18 protein-coding genes are annotated in these 18059 nt (G+C 41.1%); 11 read left to right on the forward strand and 7 right to left on the reverse strand.

Annotation, left to right across the window (positions count from 1 at the left end; translation table 11 throughout):
- Positions 1-1131, forward strand: a 1131-nt coding sequence (locus tag WBA23_RS14335; protein ID WP_424582963.1) for an aminopeptidase P family protein, incomplete at its 5' end; no start/stop codon positions are given.
- Positions 1132-1189: 58 nt separating this feature from the next.
- Here WBA23_RS14335 and WBA23_RS14340 read toward each other — a convergent pair.
- Complete coding sequence (locus tag WBA23_RS14340) at positions 1190-1456, reverse strand: RNA recognition motif domain-containing protein (RefSeq protein ID WP_424582964.1); 267 nt, start codon at positions 1454-1456, stop codon at positions 1190-1192.
- A 429-nt stretch (positions 1457-1885) separates the two neighbouring features.
- Between WBA23_RS14340 and WBA23_RS14345 the strand changes: the two genes are divergently transcribed.
- Together WBA23_RS14345 and gatC are read left to right on the forward strand one after the other, a co-directional pair.
- Positions 1886-2548: a lysophospholipid acyltransferase family protein gene (locus WBA23_RS14345; protein WP_424582965.1), complete on the forward strand. Its 663-nt coding sequence runs from the start codon at positions 1886-1888 to the stop codon at positions 2546-2548.
- Positions 2538-2849 carry an Asp-tRNA(Asn)/Glu-tRNA(Gln) amidotransferase subunit GatC gene (gene gatC, locus WBA23_RS14350; RefSeq protein ID WP_424582966.1) on the forward strand — a complete coding sequence of 104 codons (312 nt, stop codon included), beginning with the start codon at positions 2538-2540 and terminating at the stop codon, positions 2847-2849. Before WBA23_RS14345 ends, gatC begins: the two co-directional genes overlap by 11 nt.
- Positions 2850-2972: 123 nt before the next feature.
- On the opposite strand, the gene WBA23_RS14355 is transcribed toward gatC, so the two are convergent.
- Positions 2973-3125, reverse strand: a complete 153-nt coding sequence (locus WBA23_RS14355; RefSeq protein ID WP_424582967.1) for a DUF418 domain-containing protein — start codon at positions 3123-3125, stop codon at positions 2973-2975.
- Positions 3126-3418: 293 nt separating this feature from the next.
- On the opposite strand from WBA23_RS14355, the gene zupT reads away from it, so the two are divergent.
- Both zupT and WBA23_RS14365 read left to right on the forward strand, forming a co-directional pair.
- On the forward strand, positions 3419-4234 hold the full coding sequence (zupT, locus tag WBA23_RS14360) for a zinc transporter ZupT (RefSeq protein WP_424582968.1): 816 nt from the start codon (positions 3419-3421) through the stop codon (positions 4232-4234).
- A gap of 60 nt (positions 4235-4294) precedes the next feature.
- Positions 4295-5413: an outer membrane beta-barrel protein gene (locus tag WBA23_RS14365; RefSeq protein WP_424582969.1), complete on the forward strand. Its 1119-nt coding sequence runs from the start codon at positions 4295-4297 to the stop codon at positions 5411-5413.
- A gap of 28 nt (positions 5414-5441) precedes the next feature.
- Here WBA23_RS14365 and WBA23_RS14370 read toward each other — a convergent pair whose 3' ends face one another.
- Positions 5442-6431: a YheT family hydrolase gene (locus WBA23_RS14370; protein WP_424582970.1), complete on the reverse strand. Its 990-nt coding sequence runs from the start codon at positions 6429-6431 to the stop codon at positions 5442-5444.
- A 164-nt stretch (positions 6432-6595) separates the two neighbouring features.
- Here WBA23_RS14370 and WBA23_RS14375 point away from each other — a divergent pair, with 164 nt between their 5' ends.
- The 5 genes from WBA23_RS14375 to WBA23_RS14395 all read left to right on the forward strand — a co-directional run bounded on the left by WBA23_RS14375 (position 6596) and on the right by WBA23_RS14395 (position 11053).
- Positions 6596-7444, forward strand: coding sequence for an ion transporter (locus WBA23_RS14375; protein WP_424582971.1), 849 nt, complete (start codon positions 6596-6598; stop codon positions 7442-7444).
- A 292-nt stretch (positions 7445-7736) separates the two neighbouring features.
- A complete protein-coding gene (locus tag WBA23_RS14380; RefSeq protein ID WP_424582972.1) occupies positions 7737-8393 on the forward strand; it encodes a GNAT family N-acetyltransferase in 657 nt (218 codons plus the stop codon).
- On the forward strand, positions 8390-9613 hold the full coding sequence (locus WBA23_RS14385) for an argininosuccinate synthase (protein ID WP_424582973.1): 1224 nt from the start codon (positions 8390-8392) through the stop codon (positions 9611-9613). Before WBA23_RS14380 ends, WBA23_RS14385 begins: the two co-directional genes overlap by 4 nt.
- Positions 9600-10574 (forward strand): N-acetyl-gamma-glutamyl-phosphate reductase, encoded by a 975-nt coding sequence (gene argC, locus WBA23_RS14390; protein WP_424582974.1) that lies wholly within the window; start codon positions 9600-9602, stop codon positions 10572-10574. Before WBA23_RS14385 ends, argC begins: the two co-directional genes overlap by 14 nt.
- A gap of 5 nt (positions 10575-10579) precedes the next feature.
- On the forward strand, positions 10580-11053 hold the full coding sequence (locus WBA23_RS14395; protein ID WP_424582975.1) for a DUF4440 domain-containing protein: 474 nt from the start codon (positions 10580-10582) through the stop codon (positions 11051-11053).
- A 128-nt stretch (positions 11054-11181) separates the two neighbouring features.
- Here the strand turns inward: WBA23_RS14395 and WBA23_RS14400 are convergent, their stop codons facing one another.
- From WBA23_RS14400 to WBA23_RS14415, 4 genes are read right to left on the reverse strand one after another with little or no spacing between them, the layout of a single operon-like run.
- Positions 11182-13371 carry a hypothetical protein gene (locus tag WBA23_RS14400; RefSeq protein WP_424582976.1) on the reverse strand — a complete coding sequence of 730 codons (2190 nt, stop codon included), beginning with the start codon at positions 13369-13371 and terminating at the stop codon, positions 11182-11184.
- On the reverse strand, positions 13364-13939 hold the full coding sequence (locus WBA23_RS14405) for a DUF4230 domain-containing protein (RefSeq protein WP_424582977.1): 576 nt from the start codon (positions 13937-13939) through the stop codon (positions 13364-13366). Before WBA23_RS14405 ends, WBA23_RS14400 begins: the two co-directional genes overlap by 8 nt.
- A gap of 32 nt (positions 13940-13971) precedes the next feature.
- Positions 13972-16371, reverse strand: a complete 2400-nt coding sequence (locus WBA23_RS14410) for an N-acetylmuramidase domain-containing protein (RefSeq protein ID WP_424582978.1) — start codon at positions 16369-16371, stop codon at positions 13972-13974.
- Positions 16368-17150 (reverse strand): DUF5675 family protein, encoded by a 783-nt coding sequence (locus tag WBA23_RS14415; protein ID WP_424582979.1) that lies wholly within the window; start codon positions 17148-17150, stop codon positions 16368-16370. Before WBA23_RS14415 ends, WBA23_RS14410 begins: the two co-directional genes overlap by 4 nt.
- Positions 17151-17447: 297 nt before the next feature.
- Here WBA23_RS14415 and WBA23_RS14420 point away from each other — a divergent pair, with 297 nt between their 5' ends.
- Entirely contained in the window at positions 17448-17576 is a 129-nt protein-coding gene (locus tag WBA23_RS14420; RefSeq protein ID WP_424582980.1) for a hypothetical protein, read from the forward strand.
- Positions 17577-18059: the final 483 nt, after the last annotated feature.

Raw genomic sequence — 18059 nt, forward strand, 5'->3', positions numbered from 1 at the left:
TTTTATCTAACTGGTATTGATCAAGAAGAAAGTGTGTTACTATTGTTTCCGGATTTTCCGGACGAAAGCTTCCGCGAGATACTTTTTATACGGGAAACCAATGAGGAAATTGCAATATGGGAAGGACATAAGTATACGAAAGATGAGGCAACAGAGACATCGGGGGTTCAGCGCATTATGTGGACATCCCAGTTTGAGAAGACCTTGTTCACGCTGATGACGCAAGCCGAGCACGTGTATCTAAACTCAAACGAACACCTTCGGGCCAGTGTTTCGGTGCAAACCCGCGATGCTCGCTTTGTGGAGTGGTGCCAGCAGAACTATCCTTTACATCAGTACGAACGGTTAGCCCCATTAATGTATCAACTTCGGGCGATAAAATCAGCCCACGAAATTGCGCTTTTGCAACAAGCCTGTAATATTACGAAGGATGCTTTCCACCGCGTTCTAAAATTTGTCCAACCCGGAGTAATGGAGTACGAAATTGAAGCGGAGTATATTCACGAATTTACTCGGCAGCGTTCGCGAGGTTTCGCATACGAACCAATTGTTGCTTCGGGAAAAAATGCTTGTGTGCTACACTATCTTGATAACAATCAGGAGTGCCTAGCGGGTGATCTATTGCTTATGGACGTGGGAGCGGAGTACGCGAATTACAATGCTGATATGACCCGTACAATTCCGGTAAGTGGTACATTTACCGAACGCCAGCGCGCTGTTTACAACGCGGTGCTGGGGGTGCAGCGAGAAGCTATGCAACTGCTACGTCCAGGCAATGTGATTAAAGAGTATCATCGAGAAGTGGGTAAAATTATGGAAAGCGAACTGATTGGGTTAGGGCTTCTGGATAGAACCGATGTAAAGAATCAGAACGAAAAACAACCGCTGTACCGAAAATACTTCATGCACGGCACTTCTCATCATTTAGGACTAGATGTGCACGATGTAGGAAATATTTACCGAAAGTTCGAGCCTAATATGGTCTTTACCATTGAGCCGGGCATTTATATCCGGGAAGAGAATATGGGTATTCGCCTAGAAAACAACGTAGTAATCCGAGAAGAGGGACTGACCGATCTAATGGGCGAAATACCGATTGAAGCCGATGATATTGAGACGCTGATGAATTAAAAATAGCCATCACTTTTGCAAATGATGGCTAAAAATTTAATGGGTTGGAGTCTGGTTATTAGTAGCGGCGCTCCTGCATTTCAGGGCGAGGGCGAGCCTTACTTACTTTAAGGTTGCGGCCTTGTACTTCAGCACCATCAAGTTCGTTGATAGCCCGCATGCCCGCTTCATCATCGGCCATTTCTACAAAAGCAAAACCCCGAGATCTTCCTGATTCGTGGTCTTTAATAATTTTGGCGGATGATACTTGTCCGTACTCCTCGAACAGCTCTTGGAGTTCTTGATCTTGAACCCGGTAGTTTAGGTTCGCAACGTAAATGTTCATGATTGAAAAGTTATTAATGATAAACTGTCGGGACTACAGCGTGCAATTATTGGGAAATAAGATTATGTTTAAGTTCAAAATAGTTGACACACTGCTAGTACACGAACTATATAAATTCAATGTACAAATTTTTGGTTCTATATGTTTAAAATATAGAAAATTAATTTTAAGGGCTATTACTTACATGTATAGAACTATTTTTTATCGCAGAAAAACCTAAATAATTATTGATTGAACTAGCATTAAAAATGATGCTATCTTTGCGGTTAATATTAGTTATTTGTATTTGGAGGTTTTTCGCGGAAATATTTAAGTTAAATCGCACTATATTTTTTCAGTTATATGAATAAAATCTGGCTCAGAATTTATTCAACTTACGGGCTTATTGTTTTTGGGGGAATTTTTTTAATACTCTTTCCTCTTTTTGCTTTGGCTACGCTGAATAAAAAGTGGCATCGCTATGCCTTACTACTAAATCAGTTTTGGTCCCGCGCCTTTCTGTTAGGCATGGGAGTTCCGGCGAAGGTTTACGGTCGTCCTAATCTAAAGAAAAATCAAGCCTACGTGATTGCCCCCAACCACTTTTCTCTGCTCGATATTGCCTTAATGGGGTACATCCCTAAACCCTTTGTATTTGTTGGTAAAGTCTCGCTGGCTAAAATTCCTTTGTTTGGCAACATGTTCAGTAAGCTCCATATTCCGGTAGATCGTAATAGCTTAAAAAGCCGCTACCAAGCACTGCAATTAAGTATGCAGGCGATAGATGAAGGTAAAAGTCTAGTGATGTATCCTGAAGGTGGAATTAGAACAGAACAGCCGCCCCAATTAGCTCGCTTCAAGAATGGCCCGTTCAAAGTTGCCATAGATAAACAAATTCCGGTGGTTCCAGTCACTATTCCTTATAATTATCTAATTTTGCCCGACGACGGTAAGCTACTAATGCGCCCTAAGCGACCAGTGATGGTTATTCATTCTCCAATTGAAACTGTAGGGATGACCGATGATGACCAGAATCAGTTGCGGGAACAAACATTTGAGGTTATTAGACAAGAATTGAAAAAATTTCACTCTTCTTTAACGTATGAAAATTGATCGAGAAACAGTTAAAAAGATTGCGCATCTGGCTCGGTTAGAGCATGATCCCAAAACTGAAGAAGCTATGATGGAGAGCATGACCGAAATACTGGATTGGGTAGAAAAATTAGATGAAGTAGATACTGAGGGAGTAGAACCCCTTATTCATATGTCTTATGAGATTAATGTGATGCGAGAAGACCAAGTTAAAGCTCACCTGAATCGCTCCAAAGCTTTGGAAATTGCCCCCCGTCACGACCAGCAGTTCTTCCGAGTTCCTAAAATATTGGATACGGGTAGTTCTAACTCTGAAAAATGATCTGCTACCGGTAAAACAATCTTATTGAGCTATCAGGCTGATCTTTTCTTCAATAGGTTGCCATTTCCCTTTCAAGATCACACTCAATATCTACTCAAAAGGCCCACCATTGAAAACACAATGTCAGAACGAACTGAATATCTTCTGAAAAATCAAGAATAAAGTGATGATGGATAGAACTATGGAAGGGTCAATTTGCCCTAATAATCCAATGTTTAGTCCATTGAAAAGAAACACCTCCGCTACTGACTGCAAAACGTAGTTGGTGAGCTTCATTTTCTCAACAGGTATTAATCGCCACTAGGTAACGCCGAACCTTTGATTGCCAAAACAGCAGGATAATACCGCGAAGATAGAAGGTAAATAGTCCTGCCGTATCCATGCGGTTGTCTACGGAATATGAAATCTGGTAGATCAATGGAAACGACTCTTTAGAAAATAGCCGTCAAGTAACTGTGAATTTAAATTGTGTGATTACGCTTTTTTGTCTGAGCAATAACATCCTTTCTATCAGAAAAACTGTAAATTAGGCGATTAATAAAAAAAATATTAGATTAGTCTAAACTTTTATGGATCATTCAAATGTTTGGATGGCTTTCGGGTTAACCCTCTTCGCAGGACTTTCAACAGGAATTGGCAGTGCTTTGGCTTTTTTCACCAGAAATCAAAGTGCAAAGTTCTTATCGGTCTCGATGGGCTTATCAGCGGGGGTAATGATATATATTTCTTTCGTTGAACTACTAGCAGGTGCTCAGATATCTTTAGTAGGGGAGTATGGTGCAAAATGGGGAAGTTGGTATACGGTTCTGGCATTTTTCGGTGGTATATTGTTAATTGCTATCATAGATAAATTTGTGCCGAACCACGAAAATCCTCACGAATTTCCGGAAGAAGAACCCACTCTTCAACGAGAAATTGTTCAACTAAAAAAGCAAAAACTGCTGCGGGTAGGGCTTTTTACCGCCTTAGCATTGGGTATTCATAACTTCCCCGAAGGGATTGCTACTTTTCTCAGTGCGATGAAGGATATTTCATTAGGTATTCCTATTGCTGTAGCCGTAGCGATTCATAATATTCCGGAGGGAATTGCTGTTTCGGTACCAGTTTACTACGCGACCAATGACCGTAAGAAAGCATTTGCTTACTCTTTCGCTTCTGGCTTAGCCGAACCCATTGGCGCACTAATTGGCTATTTGGTACTACTGCCGTTCATCAATGAGACGATATTCGGGGTACTGTTCGCGGGTATCGCCGGTATTATGGTTTTTATATCTCTAGACCAATTGCTACCGGCCGCGCATGCCTACGGTAAACATCACCACGCTATCTACGGGCTGATTGCTGGCATGGCGATTATGGCGGTTAGTCTGCTATTATTTATCTAGCATAAGATTCCTTCCGGTTAGTCGATATCCAAATTATCATCAGAAAACTTCATAATAACGATGAACAACTGTATAGCACTATTTATACATCTGGTAGTAAGTATTATGTTGCCGACTTTTGTTCTACAGGCGCAAGATACCACCCGAGTTTCCCCTCAAGTTACAATTAGTGGCTATACTGACGTATACTACGCAACTTTCTCTGATGAATCACCTTCCGAAGCACTACAGCCATATACTACAGCATCGCCAAGGAGCGACCGTTTCGGACTCAACGTAGCCCAACTTTCTATCAATTACCAGGCTAGTCGGGTACGCAGCACCGTTACTTTGCACTACGGTGATATTGCTCAGGCTACTTGGTCGGAAACTTTTAATGCGGTACAGGAAGCGAATATTGGGTTGATGATCCTAGAAGATTGGTGGCTAGATGCCGGATTTTTTACGACTCATATTGGTACCGAGAGTTTTCTGCCTAAAAATAACCTTCTGAGCTCTACCGCAGTGGCCACCTTTAATGAGCCCTTTTTTCAAAGCGGGGCTCGTATTTCGTACGAAGGTTCAGAGAATTTCTCGGCTCAGCTTCACGTGGTTAGTGGCTATAATTTTTTTTTAGATGTCAACGATGCTAAGTCAGCAGGGGTACTACTATCTTATAATCTTAGTGAAGAGTGGTCACTTACATACACGAATTTGCTAGGACGAGAATCATTAGACAATCTACAGCCTGAGCAGCTTCGCTTCTATCATAATCTTTATTTTAACGGAACGCTGGGCGAAAAACTACGAATAATTGCCGGGGGTGATCTTGGAACTCAGACTAATTCTCAGCTAGATGATGGCAATGCTACGGCACTAATTTTTAACGCATTAGCTACTATTCGCTACCAGTTTACTCCCGCATGGTCGATCACTGCCCGAGGTGAGCTATTTTCCGATTCGGAAGGTTTCATTTCGGGTACCTTGCCTACCGAATTAGGTGGAGAACAAGGTCTGCAACTAACGGGGTTAACCTTGGGAGCCGAGTATCGCCCTACCGATAATTCATATCTGCGAATTGAAGGAAGGAGTCTGGCTACAGATGATGCACTAACGCTGTTTGACCAAGGCACTGATAATACACGTTTAGAGTGGATGGTGACCACCGGCATTTACTTCGATCATATTATTCGCCAATAAAGTGCATCGGATACAAAGCCGATGATATCTAATTTTCAATAGGATCATAAAAGTTGTTTGCAAATTGAACTGCCTGATTTTCTGACCAGAAATTCTGTCCCGAAGTGTAGCCGCGAGGCATAAATCCGCAGTGTCCGCCCGCTTCGGGAGCCTGAAAATGTAAATACTCGGTAGTATCACTTTCCTTATTTAGGTAGCATGAGTCGGCTAGAAAAGGATCATTTTTAGCGTTTACTACCAGCGTAGGAATTTTGATAGACTTTAAAAAGTGAATGCTACTGCACTGATGGTAGTAGTCAGTAGCACTACGAAAGCCGTGCAATGGAGCAGTATAGTAATCATCAAAGTCTTCCAACGAACGAATCTTGGAAAAAAACTCCGAGCTTATTTTATCTGGCATAACAGCTTCTTTGTTTCGGATTTTCATTTTCAGATTACGCAAAAAGCGTTTACTATAAATAAAATTTTCTGGTTCAGCGATCTTACGGGAACAGGCTTGCAAGTCGAGTGGTGCAGAGAAAACAACGGCAGCTTTAACTTCATCAACTAAAGTTTCTTTCTGTTCGCCTAAGTATTTAAGGGTTAAATTGCCCCCTAAACTGAAACCTACGAGAATGATTGATTGATAGTAATACTGATTTTTAATATAATCAATTAGATAATGCAAGTCAGGCGTAGCCCCACTGTGGTAAAATCGATACGTCTGGTTCATTTCTCCCCCACATCCCCGGAAGTTCCAGGCTAGTGCATCAAATCCTGCCCGGTTAAAAGCACGTACCATTCCCAGAATATACGGACGATAGCTATCACCTTCCAGTCCGTGCGATACAACCATTAACTGGTTAGATCCCGATCTAGACCAATCTAAAAGTAAAAAGTCTTCATCATCAGTTGGGAGGCGTTCTCGCTGATACTTTACTTCTCTAATCTTACGAAACTGGGAGGGAATAATGGTTTGTAGATGTCCGTTAAATAGATAGCGCGGGGGACGATAATCAGAAGTTGTGAGCAGTGGCATAGTCAATGTAGATATAGAGGCAAATTTAGGAATTAGCTTCATAATCAAGTAGAAGGACAAAGCTACTATCTCTGTGCTAACCTTTATCCCCCCCTAAATTTACCGATATAGATGATTGTCTAAAATTTAGCTAATTTCAGCTTTGAAAGTAGTATAAGTTTATCATGATTACCAAAGAGAAGCTATATCATATTATTTTTGAGTCTGATACCCCGCCGGGCAAAACTTTTGATGTAGTTCTACTGATCGCTATTCTGCTTAGTATGTTGCTGGTAATGCTGGAAAGCGTACAGCAATACAGCGACCAATACGGCGAGTACATCCGACTCGGAGAATATATATTTACTGCCCTTTTTACTGTCGAATATGTGGTTCGTATTTACTGTGCCCCCCGTCGGTGGAAGTATGTAACCAGCTTCTACGGAATTATAGACTTAGTATCTATTATTCCAACTTTTTTAAGTATTCTGATTGAAGGTTCTCAATACGCGCTCATTATTCGGGCACTACGGTTACTAAGAGTATTTCGGGTACTTAAGCTCACTCACTTTCTAGGTGAAGCTGAGGTACTGAGGAAGGCCCTTCGTCAAAGTATTGCTAAAATAACGGTCTTCATCGGGGTGGTGCTGGTATTAATTTTTATCGTCGGTTCGTCCATGTATTTAATCGAAGGCCCGGAAAATGGATTTACCAGTATTCCGGTCAGTGTATATTGGGCGATTGTTACGCTCACCACAGTAGGATACGGTGATATTGCCCCCCAAACAGTAGCTGGACAAACGTTAGCTTCGGTGGTTATGATTTTAGGTTACGGTATTATTGCGGTTCCCACGGGAATAGTTTCAGTTGAATTGTCGCGAGCTGATACCGATCATTTATCTCACGGCGACCGAGTAAAGAAGAAAGCTGATATGTGGTTCTCTAGCTTTAGCAGTACCGAATGTGCTCATAAACCTATCAGTTGGGATCGGATTGAGAACGCAGATATGAAACATTCACAGCCTGTAGAATAAATGAGTAAGAGATGAGTCATCTCATGCTCTATAGCTTGCTAAAGTTTGGATATATTAGGATAATTTTGCAGTAATGCACAAAATGTGGTTTAAAGCTCTATGACAGTGGGTAAGAAGTTACAATTTTCAAAATCTTTCTGTACCTTTACAAACTCTGATTACATTATGGCACATTCATATTTTTTATACACAAATCTACTTAGGGGTAGGCGCAGTTCTCTCAGGCGTATCTTAGCTTAATACTTTCGCGCATCTTTACCCTAGTCATAATTTTCTTTCTTTTTTCTTTTCCATGAATTTTACCGTTACCGTAGCTACGGCGGCTCACGAACTTTACGCCGAAGCAATCAGCCAGTTAATTCAGCAAGCGGCTATAGAACGAGGGACCGGCATTGCCAAGCGACCCCCTGAATACATTAAACGAAAAATGCAGGAAGGTAAAGCGATTATCGCTTTGCAAGAAAATCAAGTGGCGGGCTTTTGTTATATTGAGACCTGGGGGCACCAGCAATTTATCGCTAACTCCGGTTTAATCGTTCACCCAGATTATCGTAAACATGGTTTAGCCAAGAAGATTAAGCAGGCTGCCTTTAAGCTATCTCGCGAGAAGTATCCCAAGGCTAAATTATTCGGAATCACGACTAGCTTGGCAGTAATGAAAATCAACTCTGATTTAGGGTACCGTCCGGTAACCTTTTCAGAATTAACTACCGATGAAGAATTTTGGAAAGGTTGTCAGAGTTGCCCGAATTACGATATTCTCACTCGCAACGACCGAAAAAATTGTTTGTGTACCGGAATGTTGTACGACCCCAAAGAAAAAGAAAGTAAAAAGTGGAACGTGCGTGAACAGATTAAAAAGTACGAGCGTTGGCTGCGACTAAAACGAGAAACCTTTTTAAAAAAGAAACAACCGATCCTTAAAATAAAATTGTTTGCAAAATCATGAGTAACACATCGGCTAAGAAGAAGCCCATTATAGTACTTGCCTTTAGTGGAGGGTTAGACACTTCGTATTGCGCAGTTTATCTACGTCAGCAAGGTTATCGGGTCCACGCAGTTACCGTTAATACCGGAGGCTTCAATCATAAGCAAATAAAAGACTTAGAACGGAGAGCTAAAGAGTTAGGGGCTGAGAAGTTTGAGATGCTAGATGAAACGAAGCGTTTCTATAAAAAATGCTTACGTTACCTTATCTACGGTAACGTGCTGCGTAATCATACGTATCCGCTGTCAGTAAGTGCTGAGCGGGTTTTTCAGGCTTTAGCTATAGTACAGTACGCGCAAGATAGTAAAGCTGAATATGTAGCTCATGGTAGTACTGGAGCCGGCAATGATCAGGTACGCTTTGACCTTGCCTTTAGAATTTTATCGCCAAAAGTCAAAATTATCACACCAATTCGCGACCAGCAGCTAAGTCGGCAGGAGGAAGTAGAATTTTTGAAAAAAAACGAAATTGACTGGTCGTGGGAGAAGGCTAAATACTCGATTAATCAGGGTATTTGGGGAACATCGGTGGGCGGTCAAGAGACACTAACTTCCAACCAATCGTTGCCCGATGAAGCGTACCCCAGTCAGATGCTAGGTATTGGCTCGCAAAACGTTACCCTGGCGTTTGAAAAGGGGGAAGTAGAGTCGTTGAATGGCAAGTCTTTTAAGCATCCCATTGAATTGATTCAGGAGTTACAGCTGATGGCAGCTCCATACGCTATAGGGCGAGATACGCACGTGGGTGACACCATTGTGGGAATTAAAGGAAGGGTAGGTTTTGAAGCTGCCGCTCCACTAATAATTATCAACGCTCATCAGCTCTTAGAAAAACACACGCTGGCCAAGTGGCAACTTTATTGGAAAGACCAATTGGCTACTTGGTACGGTATGATGGTGCACGAAGGGCAATTCTTAGACCCAGTGATGCGGAATATTGAAATGTTTCTAAAAGATACTCAAAAGCTAGTTAGTGGTGAAGTACACCTTCAACTACATCCATATCGCTACGATTTGCAAGGAATAAGTTCACCCCACGACTTAATGTCTTCTAAGTTTGGCGACTACGGTGAAGCCAACAAAGCTTGGACCGGCGAAGACGTGAAAGGGTTTACTAATATTGCTGCTAACGCCACCAAAATTTGGTTTGCGGTTAACCGAAAAGAGCGTGACAAAAGCTAGGATAGGAATAGTAGGTGGAGCAGGCTATACTGCGGGAGAATTAATACGAATTCTGCTGAATCATCCTCGCGTAACAATTGGCTGGATACATAGCCAAAGCCAAACCGATGAGTTGGTTACAACAATACACCAAGACTTGATAGGCGATACTGAACTAACGTTCACATCCAAGCTAGACTGGTCCGCGATTGATGTATTTTTTTTGTGTAGCGGACATGGTGCCTCCCAAGCATTTCTACAGGAAAATAATGTTCCTGATACCGTAAAAATTATTGACCTAAGCCAAGATTTTCGCCTAGCTAGTTCGTCTCACAACTATGTGTACGGACTGCCGGAGCTGAACAAAAATCAAATCAAAGAAGCATCTCGTATTGCTAACCCAGGTTGTTTTGCTACTTGCATTCAGCTAGGACTACTACCTCTAGCGCAAGCTAGATTGTTACGCGATGATGTGCACATTCATGCTATAACCGGATCAACCGGAGCGGGGCAGAAACCTACGGCTACTTCTCATTTTAGCTGGCGAAATAATAATATATCAATCTATAAAGCCTTTCGGCATCAACACCTACGGGAGATCAACCAAAGCTTGCTCAGTTTGCAGCCAGACTATTCAGCTAAACTAAACTTCTTACCGGTTCGGGGTAATTTTACTCGGGGCATTTTCGCCAGTTTGTACACCACTTATACTGGTTCGTTAATAGAAGCACAGAGGCTTTATCGGCAGTTTTATCAGGATTCTCCTTTCGTGTTCTTAACGGAAACTAATCCCCACTTAAAACAAATTGTCAACACGAACAAAGGCCTAGTCTACCTAGAAAAGCACGAAGATACCTTGTTAATTATTAGTATGATTGATAACTTACTGAAAGGTGCTTCCGGCCAAGCGGTGCAGAACTTAAATTTTATGATGGGATGGGAAGAAACGACGGGTTTACATTTGAAAAGTGGTATGTTCTAATAAGTATGAAACTAACATCAATCATAGTCGTCACGCTGATACTCTACTCATGCCAATCGAAAGAAGCTAACAAGTCTCAGGATACTATTAGTGAGAAAGAGATTCAAATTGCCAAAAATCTTATTCAAGGGGCATTTGACGATCTATGGGCCGGCGTTGATTCTACCAAGATCAGTAATTATCATACCGATGATTTTATAATTCTGGAGCAGGGAGAAATTTGGGATAACGATCGGATTAAAACCTATATGCGGCAGCAGTTAACCAATGCTGATAGAGCGAAGAGAACGAACAGGATGGAATATATCTCGATAGATAAATACGGAGAGTCTATGCAAATTGCCTATTACAACTTTGCTGAATTTACCCGCGCCGATACTCTGGTGGGGAAAGCTCGATGGTTAGAAAGCGCATTAGCCGTAGCCACGAAAGACGGATGGAAGCTGAAAATGATGCACTCAACCCGGGCGAACGAATAATGTATAACATGTTTAATTCACAAAAGAGACTATCTAAACTTTTGGTACCTTAACAAAGAATAAACTGTTCAATTGCTCAGATAGAACGGACAATTTTTTTTTGCTTAGGATTTAAAGTAATCTAGTAACTAAGGTTGTGGTGAGAGAAATTTTTGAAACTGGTCGAGTGGAGTGAGTGAATCAGTGTGGTAAGTAAGCTTCTCTCGAACCCACTCACTTGCGCGAACAATCGCTCCTTTGTTGTGCTCGACTTGATGGTGAGTTTGTAAAATTTTAAAATACTCAGCTAAGTCCGCTGCTTGTTCAGCCGATAATTTAAATGATTCTGATTCTTGCAACTCAGGTTGTTTAGCGTTAGATCGAAGAATAAAAGTGAGTGAATCAGCTGAAATTGTATCGTTCTTGAGTAGTAGTTCATCAAAAAATAGCTTAGGTGATAATGATACTATATAAAGTTTACTTTCATCATAAACATAGAAGCCGTTATCATTCATACCGCTGACAGTTAGACTATCTAAATGGGCTACAGATTGCGAGGTTATAAAGTTGTTTTGTAATACAAATTTCCTTAGAGCCGCTTTGTTATAATAAAATGGAAAACTCAGCTGAGACAAGAAAGTAGAATTGAGACTGTTACTATCCAGATAGTTAATGGTGGTGGTACTATCACTACTCCAAAAATCAAGAATAATCTTGGTAGAATCAGACCAATCAGGCAGGGCTTGCTCAGTATTGGGCAGGCTCATTAAAAATGTGTCTGCTACTTGTACCACCATTTCTTCTAAGTATTTAAGAGCTGCATTATATTCCATTACGAATTCAAGCGAATCTTCGTACCAAAATATCGGGTCTTTATAAGCCCCAAGTTGTTCTCGATTATCTTTATTTGAAGCAGATATGTTCCATCGTACCTGCTGTAGTAAGTTGCGTTCGTGCTGGTCAATTATAGAGTCTTGTCCAATTTGATGAATTAGTGTCGAGAAGTAATTGAACAGTTGGCCGGCCTCTTCAAAGCGAAGCTTTCGTAAGCGGCGGAGTGATTGCCGACGCATGCTATCTAGTTCAGTGGCTAGCTGTTCGTTGCGAGTTCGGTTGGTTAAAGAATTATTAAGCGAATCAGCGCGTCGGCCTTCCTGAGCGAGCAATGAGTCTAGCAAAATGCCTTCGTAGTAATTGATGTATTCATCTCGAGCGATTTCTTTCACCGTTTGGGTCAGCACATCATTGTGGAAATGTACTCGGTGTATCGGCTGTCCGGTCACTAGGGAGAAAAAGCTTTTGAGAGTTTCAGCACCCTGTTGCTGAGCTTGTTGAATAATATGAGCTTGGTGGGCGTAGAACACTAGTTTCTGAATACAGTGCTCCTTCACGCGCTGCGCATCTTTAAAGTTTACTGGCCCCTGATAATCAATAATTTCAAAGCCAGGCACAGCCCGTTCGGGAATAAACCAGGGGTTGATATCAGCGTCTAGAATTTGAGGTTCTAATCCAAAAAAATGAAGATCGCCGGTTTCCTCGTGCAAGTAGAATGAATTTTCATCGAGCTGACCAAAATCAAAACCTGCTTTTACCCAACCGCGCCCCACTATCGCTAGCTGCTTCTTTCGCTCGGCTCGGGGCAGTTCTGATTTTTGTTCGCTGAACATAAAATCCTGAAAGCTGGCCGTAAATTCAAAACCATCGTTGAGGTAGCGTTTAAAGGCTCCGTCTTCAACCGACTGCTGCTGGGTAGCAAGTTCTTGGTAAAGATTTAGTAATACCTCGGCTTCAGCCCGTGAGTCAGGGTTCCAACTTCTCTTTTCGGCGTTTTGATATTTCTCTCGCCACAAAAATTCAATGGTTTGAAGGTAGAACGGGTGTTTGGTCAAACTGTCCGTTAGGCTAAGAAACCCTATTTTTTCAAGAATATTATTACGGCTAACGCTTTGTAAGGCCTTTCTTCTTAAACCATCGTTTCGTCGGTACTCTGCTAAAAAATCTTCGCGCCGTTCTTTTTTAGGAATTTGTTGATACTGGTATAAATCATATAACGCATACTTTATCTCTCTGTAAAGATCATTAGCTAATTGCTGGGTATTATTTTCTTCAATCAACACTAGTCTTGACTCATCAAGTGAAGAAATAACTTCTCCGTAGTACTCGGCAGTAACTAACTGACCAATTTTCTGTACTTCGGTTACCATATTGGCAGTAGTACCTAGTTGTAGTCCATTTCCGAAGATGCCAAATGGATTAACCATAAAAAGTAGTACAACCAATGCAATGATCAGCACAGCATCTAATACAAATCGCCAGTTACCGAAAAGTAGGCTAATCATTGGCGCTGGGTTGGGTAAGGTTCACTTTATCGATTAGTAGTTCGTCGCTACTAAAGGAAATATACACTTCCTCGTAATTAAGAGAACGAAGCAACTGCCGAAGTAGCGTGCGTGTATGGTTCTGCGTAGTTTCCACAATACCCATGTACTCTAAATTATTACGAATATCTAATTCAGCGTCTCGGAAAAACGATTCCTGATCAGCCACGCTAATACTGTTTAGAAAAGCTTTAGGATTAGAAATTACAGAATCCTCTTGGAAGCTACTCGGGGGATACGAAAAGTTAACAATTTTTACCGGAGGTAGCCGCAACGTAATCTTTTGACCTTCAATCTCAATATCGCCTTCCTCGATCTGCGATAAGTCAACTCCCGCTTTAATCTTAGCTTGGGAATAGGCTAAAAATCGGGCTTCACTAAGTTTTATAAACCAAGCGATTTTTTTAGTTTTGGTACCGTGAACAATTTTCTCTACCGTAAACTCAGTAGTAGCTAAATCACTAGCTTGCTGAATCTTACCTACCACTAACCCTCGATCTTCTGATTTGCAGGCCAAAAGAAGTCCCATGAGTAAGTACGGTAGAAGACGGTTAACGAACATCATACCCTAAACTTTTGGTTGATTTCCTGTATAATTGAAAATAAGCAACGAGCAATTCGGCGCTGACCCTGCGAACTAAGTAAAAATTCTGCATCTAACCGGTTATCATAAAAAAGATTTTCTACCAAGAACGCGGAACCCAGGGTTTTGCGTAGCACGTAGAATGTATCACTTTGGTGCTTCTTTTCGCGATCTTCATCGCCGTCCAACATATCTTGACGAAATTTGAACTCAGGAAATTCTCGTTTATACCATTTGGCAGCAACGGTAGCCAGTTCATCACTTTTGGTTTGCCCTACACTGGTCCACACCTCAAATCCTGATGCTCGCTCACCCGGTCCGGATATTCGGTGACTAGCGGCATTGCTGTGGATAGATAAGAAGTAGTAACTATTATTGCGTTCGTATAATTGATTCGCCAAATTTACCCGGTCCGGTAAACTAACATCTTCTTCTTTGTTAACAGTAAGGTTGTGGTAGGGAATGCCGGCCTCATCCAGTAAGTTAATTAGTTGCTGTCCTATTTTCCGATTGATTACTCCTTCATAAATTTGAGTGCCATCGTTAAAGGTATACTGCTTTCCTTGAGTATTGTACTGATCACCGGTCATTCCACCGTGTCCGGCATCAATAATAGGGATAAACCCTGTAGAAGTTTTTTCATCATTAATAGAATAAATTTCGGCATACTTGCGATAGGCGGTTCGTAGCTTTATATCGTATTGATTGCGCTTGTAGCCTGAGCCATTGTATCCGTACGCAAAGCGATCCCAATCGTAATTGCCTCGGTTTTTCTCTGAAATGAAGTCTATAAGGGGAATACTGTCTACTTGCTTGGTTTTGATAAATTCTAGAAAATCGAGAAAATGGTAGTACTCCGAGACTTCTTGTTTGCATTCAAAGTCTTTGTAGTCACTATAGAATGGGTCACTTTTACTAACTCCTTTTCGGACTCGTCCCTTTAAATTATGAACTAAATTTTCGCCTAGCATCTGAAATAACCCCCATGAAGTGGCATACACAGCTGCTTTAGGGTCAATTGTTCGAGCAATCTCCAATCTTCGGTATTCGTCTTCCCCACCAAGATAATATTCGGTAGTCCAACTGGGATAAATAATTGAAGGATGTCTACGTCGCCAATTCTTGATCTCTGCCTCGGTGAAGCCCTGCTTATTAAGCCAATATCTAAACCGATGACCTTCAAAAAGAATTTTAGGTTTTCCGTTGGGTAAGTGCCCTTTACCTGATGATTCTACTTCTACTACGGCTCGCACCACTGGCATAGAAAGTTCAATTCCTTCTTCTTTAAGCTGATCTAAAGCTTCTTTTATCCCTTCGTCGCTTAGCACTTTACTGTGCATATTATCCCGCACCTGCACAAAACCTCCTTGTAGATTGGAAGGTAGCGGTGATAAAGCTGATTCTGAAAGTTGTTTTCTTGCTTGAGTGAGTGGAGTAGGGGAGTCTTCGCTTTCTTCTTCTAACTGGTCCATCTCCCAGTTTTCCAGTTGCAGTAGCTGGTCGTCTGATTCTATACCAGTTGGTACTCGTCGGGGTTTGGTTATGTTTCCCGCTTCATCTTTTACCTCAGGCGAATTGGTCGTCCACCGACGTTGCAAGTACTTTAGCGACTTATCTCCAAAGTAAAAAGCGATCATCATCAGAAATGCCGTTTCGAAAAACTCAAACTGTTGGCGAATGAGAGCCAGTTGGTCCCCTGAATAGTATTCATTACCAAAGCTGACAATGAGTAAGGACAAGCCACCTAGTAGTAAGGTGAAAGCAATCATTCCGCGTACGGTGCCCGGCGGCAATCCGAATGTTTGACTTCGGTAGGGGTTTTTATCAGGAGCTTTTACATCTTCTGGATTTACGGGGAAACCCATTTTTTCTCGCTTACGAGCAGATTCAATTTTTTCCCAATCTTCGTCGGTTAAGCCATAATTAATATTATAGTGGTATACCGACCACATAAAATAGCGAAGGAAAACGGCTACCCAAATTATTGAGACAACCAGTCCCATCGCCTGAAATATATTTTCGTGGTGCAGATATACAAATAAGGCACCAACCAATCCTACTAGCGTAAGTATAATGGTAAGTAGTCGGGTACCGGTAAAGAAAAAGTTATGATGAGGGTTCGGTCGACCGTCAGAATTAAGGTGATTTGTTTTGAGATGTTTGATTGCAAGCCACATTACGATTCCTACCGCAGCAATAAGAATAGAACCAATAAATACGCCCTGTACCTCTCGATTAACTCCTAAGCTAATTACAACAATTAGCGATATAGTAATTAGTAAAGTGCCACTCAGTTGTATTAATAGGATTTTAGTCGGTCGTTCGGCAAACCGATGAGTAAGCCGTTTAAACCAGATTGAATTCTCAGAGTCTTTCATAAAGGTTGTAGTTGAAATTGCTCAAACCAGTCTTCGTCTACGATACGGATAGTTACTATCTCGTTGACCTGTAGTAAGGCATTAATTTTTTTATACAGTCGCTCGAAGGCTATACGGGAGTGAGTAATCATTTTACTAGGCGAAGAAGAATTTACTCCATCGGCAACAAGTATGCAGCCATCGGTATCGACATAAGTATTACCGATATGGATATAAATATTGCTGAAGTTGGGTACGTTTTCTAATTCAAGGTGATAGGTGAACCAGGGGAATCGCCGTCGATAACTTTCAGTGAGTGGAGTATCTTGCTTAAGGAGGGCAATCTGGTAGGTTCCGGAAGGAATTCGGGTTTTACCAGTTACTTTTTCTGATCGGTGAGTATCTTCTAAAGTATAGGCAAAGAACTTCTTTTGTAGAAAAATTAGCCCTAATGACGAATGCCCATCGTCCAAGTAGCGCAAAACGGTAACAGCACTGCCAGTTGAGAAACTTTCCGCTTTATCCTCTTGCTGAAGTTTTCGTTCTAACTCTGCTACTTTATGCTTTAATTGATCGTGGGCAAAAGAGAAGGGGGCATCGGTAGGAGGAGGAAGTGTTTTCGGCTCGGGTTTTAAAGAACTTACTACAGCTTTAAATCCTTTTTCAACTAGCAATACTATGTATCCAATAAAGACAATAATCCACAACCATATATCTTCCAAAAGCAAAGGATTCTCGAAAAAGAAAAGTACTACAAATGCGATAAGTGCTACAAAAAGTAATGCTCCGAATTTTTTCAAGATTAGTTAGTTATTCCGCCATCTACTTATTGATTATAGAGCAAATGTTTGGTAATAGCGAAAGTTGTACTCGATATCCTATCCCTATTAGTTAGTATACATGCAATCGGAATGTGTAACCAGCTTAGTAAACTACTTACAAAAAAAATTAAATAAGAAAAAAAAAAATTGTTATGGAATTAATATTATGTTAATCAACTCTCTTATATTTAGCTTTAGTAAATGAAATAGGTAATTCACATAGTAGGTAATTAGAAACATATGAATATAAGCTTCACCGACAAATAGCAGCAATTCATTAACGATCAGGTGGTCAGCGGCGACTTTCAAGATGCTGGTGAAGTGGTTCGCGATGCGATGCGTTTGCATCAAATTTATTCTACCAAGATATTAGAAGAACTACTGGTGGAAATAGCAAAGGGATAGAAGGGGGCAACCAGTCCATATGAAGTAACGGTGTTTTACTAAAGAACATCACATCATTTCGGATAGAATTCGAGTTGTTTGAGTGTTGCATAGTCACCAGGATCAAACTCGAAATTTTCACGATTCTGTCGCCGAAATATTTAAATTTTCAGTGGTAGTTTATGCCTACTAGTCACAAGATTATTGCGTAGAAGTTATGTATAAGACTCAAGTCTCGAACTTTTTAATAATTTTCCATTGAATTCACTGTTTTTTATAAAAGAACCAAATGTAAACCGTTTCACTGGGAGGGGCTCTATTGCGAACTCGCTACGAAGAGTTAATGGAAGCTGATTCCAAAAAAATTTTCTATGCTGATCTGGTGAGCAGATCAATCGTTTCTAATGGAGACACCACTGTTAATTCACTTTTTTGAAAGTCCTTTTGATTTCGGGTTACCAGATGGGTGATCTCTGCTCCATGTAACGCCGCACTATAGTGAAT

The sequence above is a fragment of the Tunicatimonas sp. genome (genome assembly GCF_049647865.1).
GTDB lineage: Bacteria > Bacteroidota > Bacteroidia > Cytophagales > Cyclobacteriaceae > Tunicatimonas.

Bases quoted from the DNA above. Each gene is read 5' to 3' on its own strand.
- WBA23_RS14340 (WP_424582964.1), bottom strand. From the start codon at position 1,456: ATGAACATTTACGTTGCGAACCTAAACTACCGGGTTCAAGATCAAGAA.
- WBA23_RS14400 (WP_424582976.1), bottom strand. From the start codon at position 13,371: ATGATTAGCCTACTTTTCGGTAACTGGCGATTTGTATTAGATGCTGTG.
- WBA23_RS14410 (WP_424582978.1), bottom strand. From the start codon at position 16,371: ATGAAAGACTCTGAGAATTCAATCTGGTTTAAACGGCTTACTCATCGG.
- WBA23_RS14365 (WP_424582969.1), top strand. From the start codon at position 4,295: ATGAACAACTGTATAGCACTATTTATACATCTGGTAGTAAGTATTATG.
- WBA23_RS14375 (WP_424582971.1), top strand. From the start codon at position 6,596: ATGATTACCAAAGAGAAGCTATATCATATTATTTTTGAGTCTGATACC.
- zupT (WP_424582968.1), top strand. From the start codon at position 3,419: ATGGATCATTCAAATGTTTGGATGGCTTTCGGGTTAACCCTCTTCGCA.
- WBA23_RS14370 (WP_424582970.1), bottom strand. From the start codon at position 6,431: ATGCCACTGCTCACAACTTCTGATTATCGTCCCCCGCGCTATCTATTT.
- WBA23_RS14385 (WP_424582973.1), top strand. From the start codon at position 8,390: ATGAGTAACACATCGGCTAAGAAGAAGCCCATTATAGTACTTGCCTTT.
- WBA23_RS14405 (WP_424582977.1), bottom strand. From the start codon at position 13,939: ATGGGACTTCTTTTGGCCTGCAAATCAGAAGATCGAGGGTTAGTGGTA.
- gatC (WP_424582966.1), top strand. From the start codon at position 2,538: ATGAAAATTGATCGAGAAACAGTTAAAAAGATTGCGCATCTGGCTCGG.
- WBA23_RS14355 (WP_424582967.1), bottom strand. From the start codon at position 3,125: ATGAAGCTCACCAACTACGTTTTGCAGTCAGTAGCGGAGGTGTTTCTT.
- WBA23_RS14395 (WP_424582975.1), top strand. From the start codon at position 10,580: ATGAAACTAACATCAATCATAGTCGTCACGCTGATACTCTACTCATGC.
- WBA23_RS14380 (WP_424582972.1), top strand. From the start codon at position 7,737: ATGAATTTTACCGTTACCGTAGCTACGGCGGCTCACGAACTTTACGCC.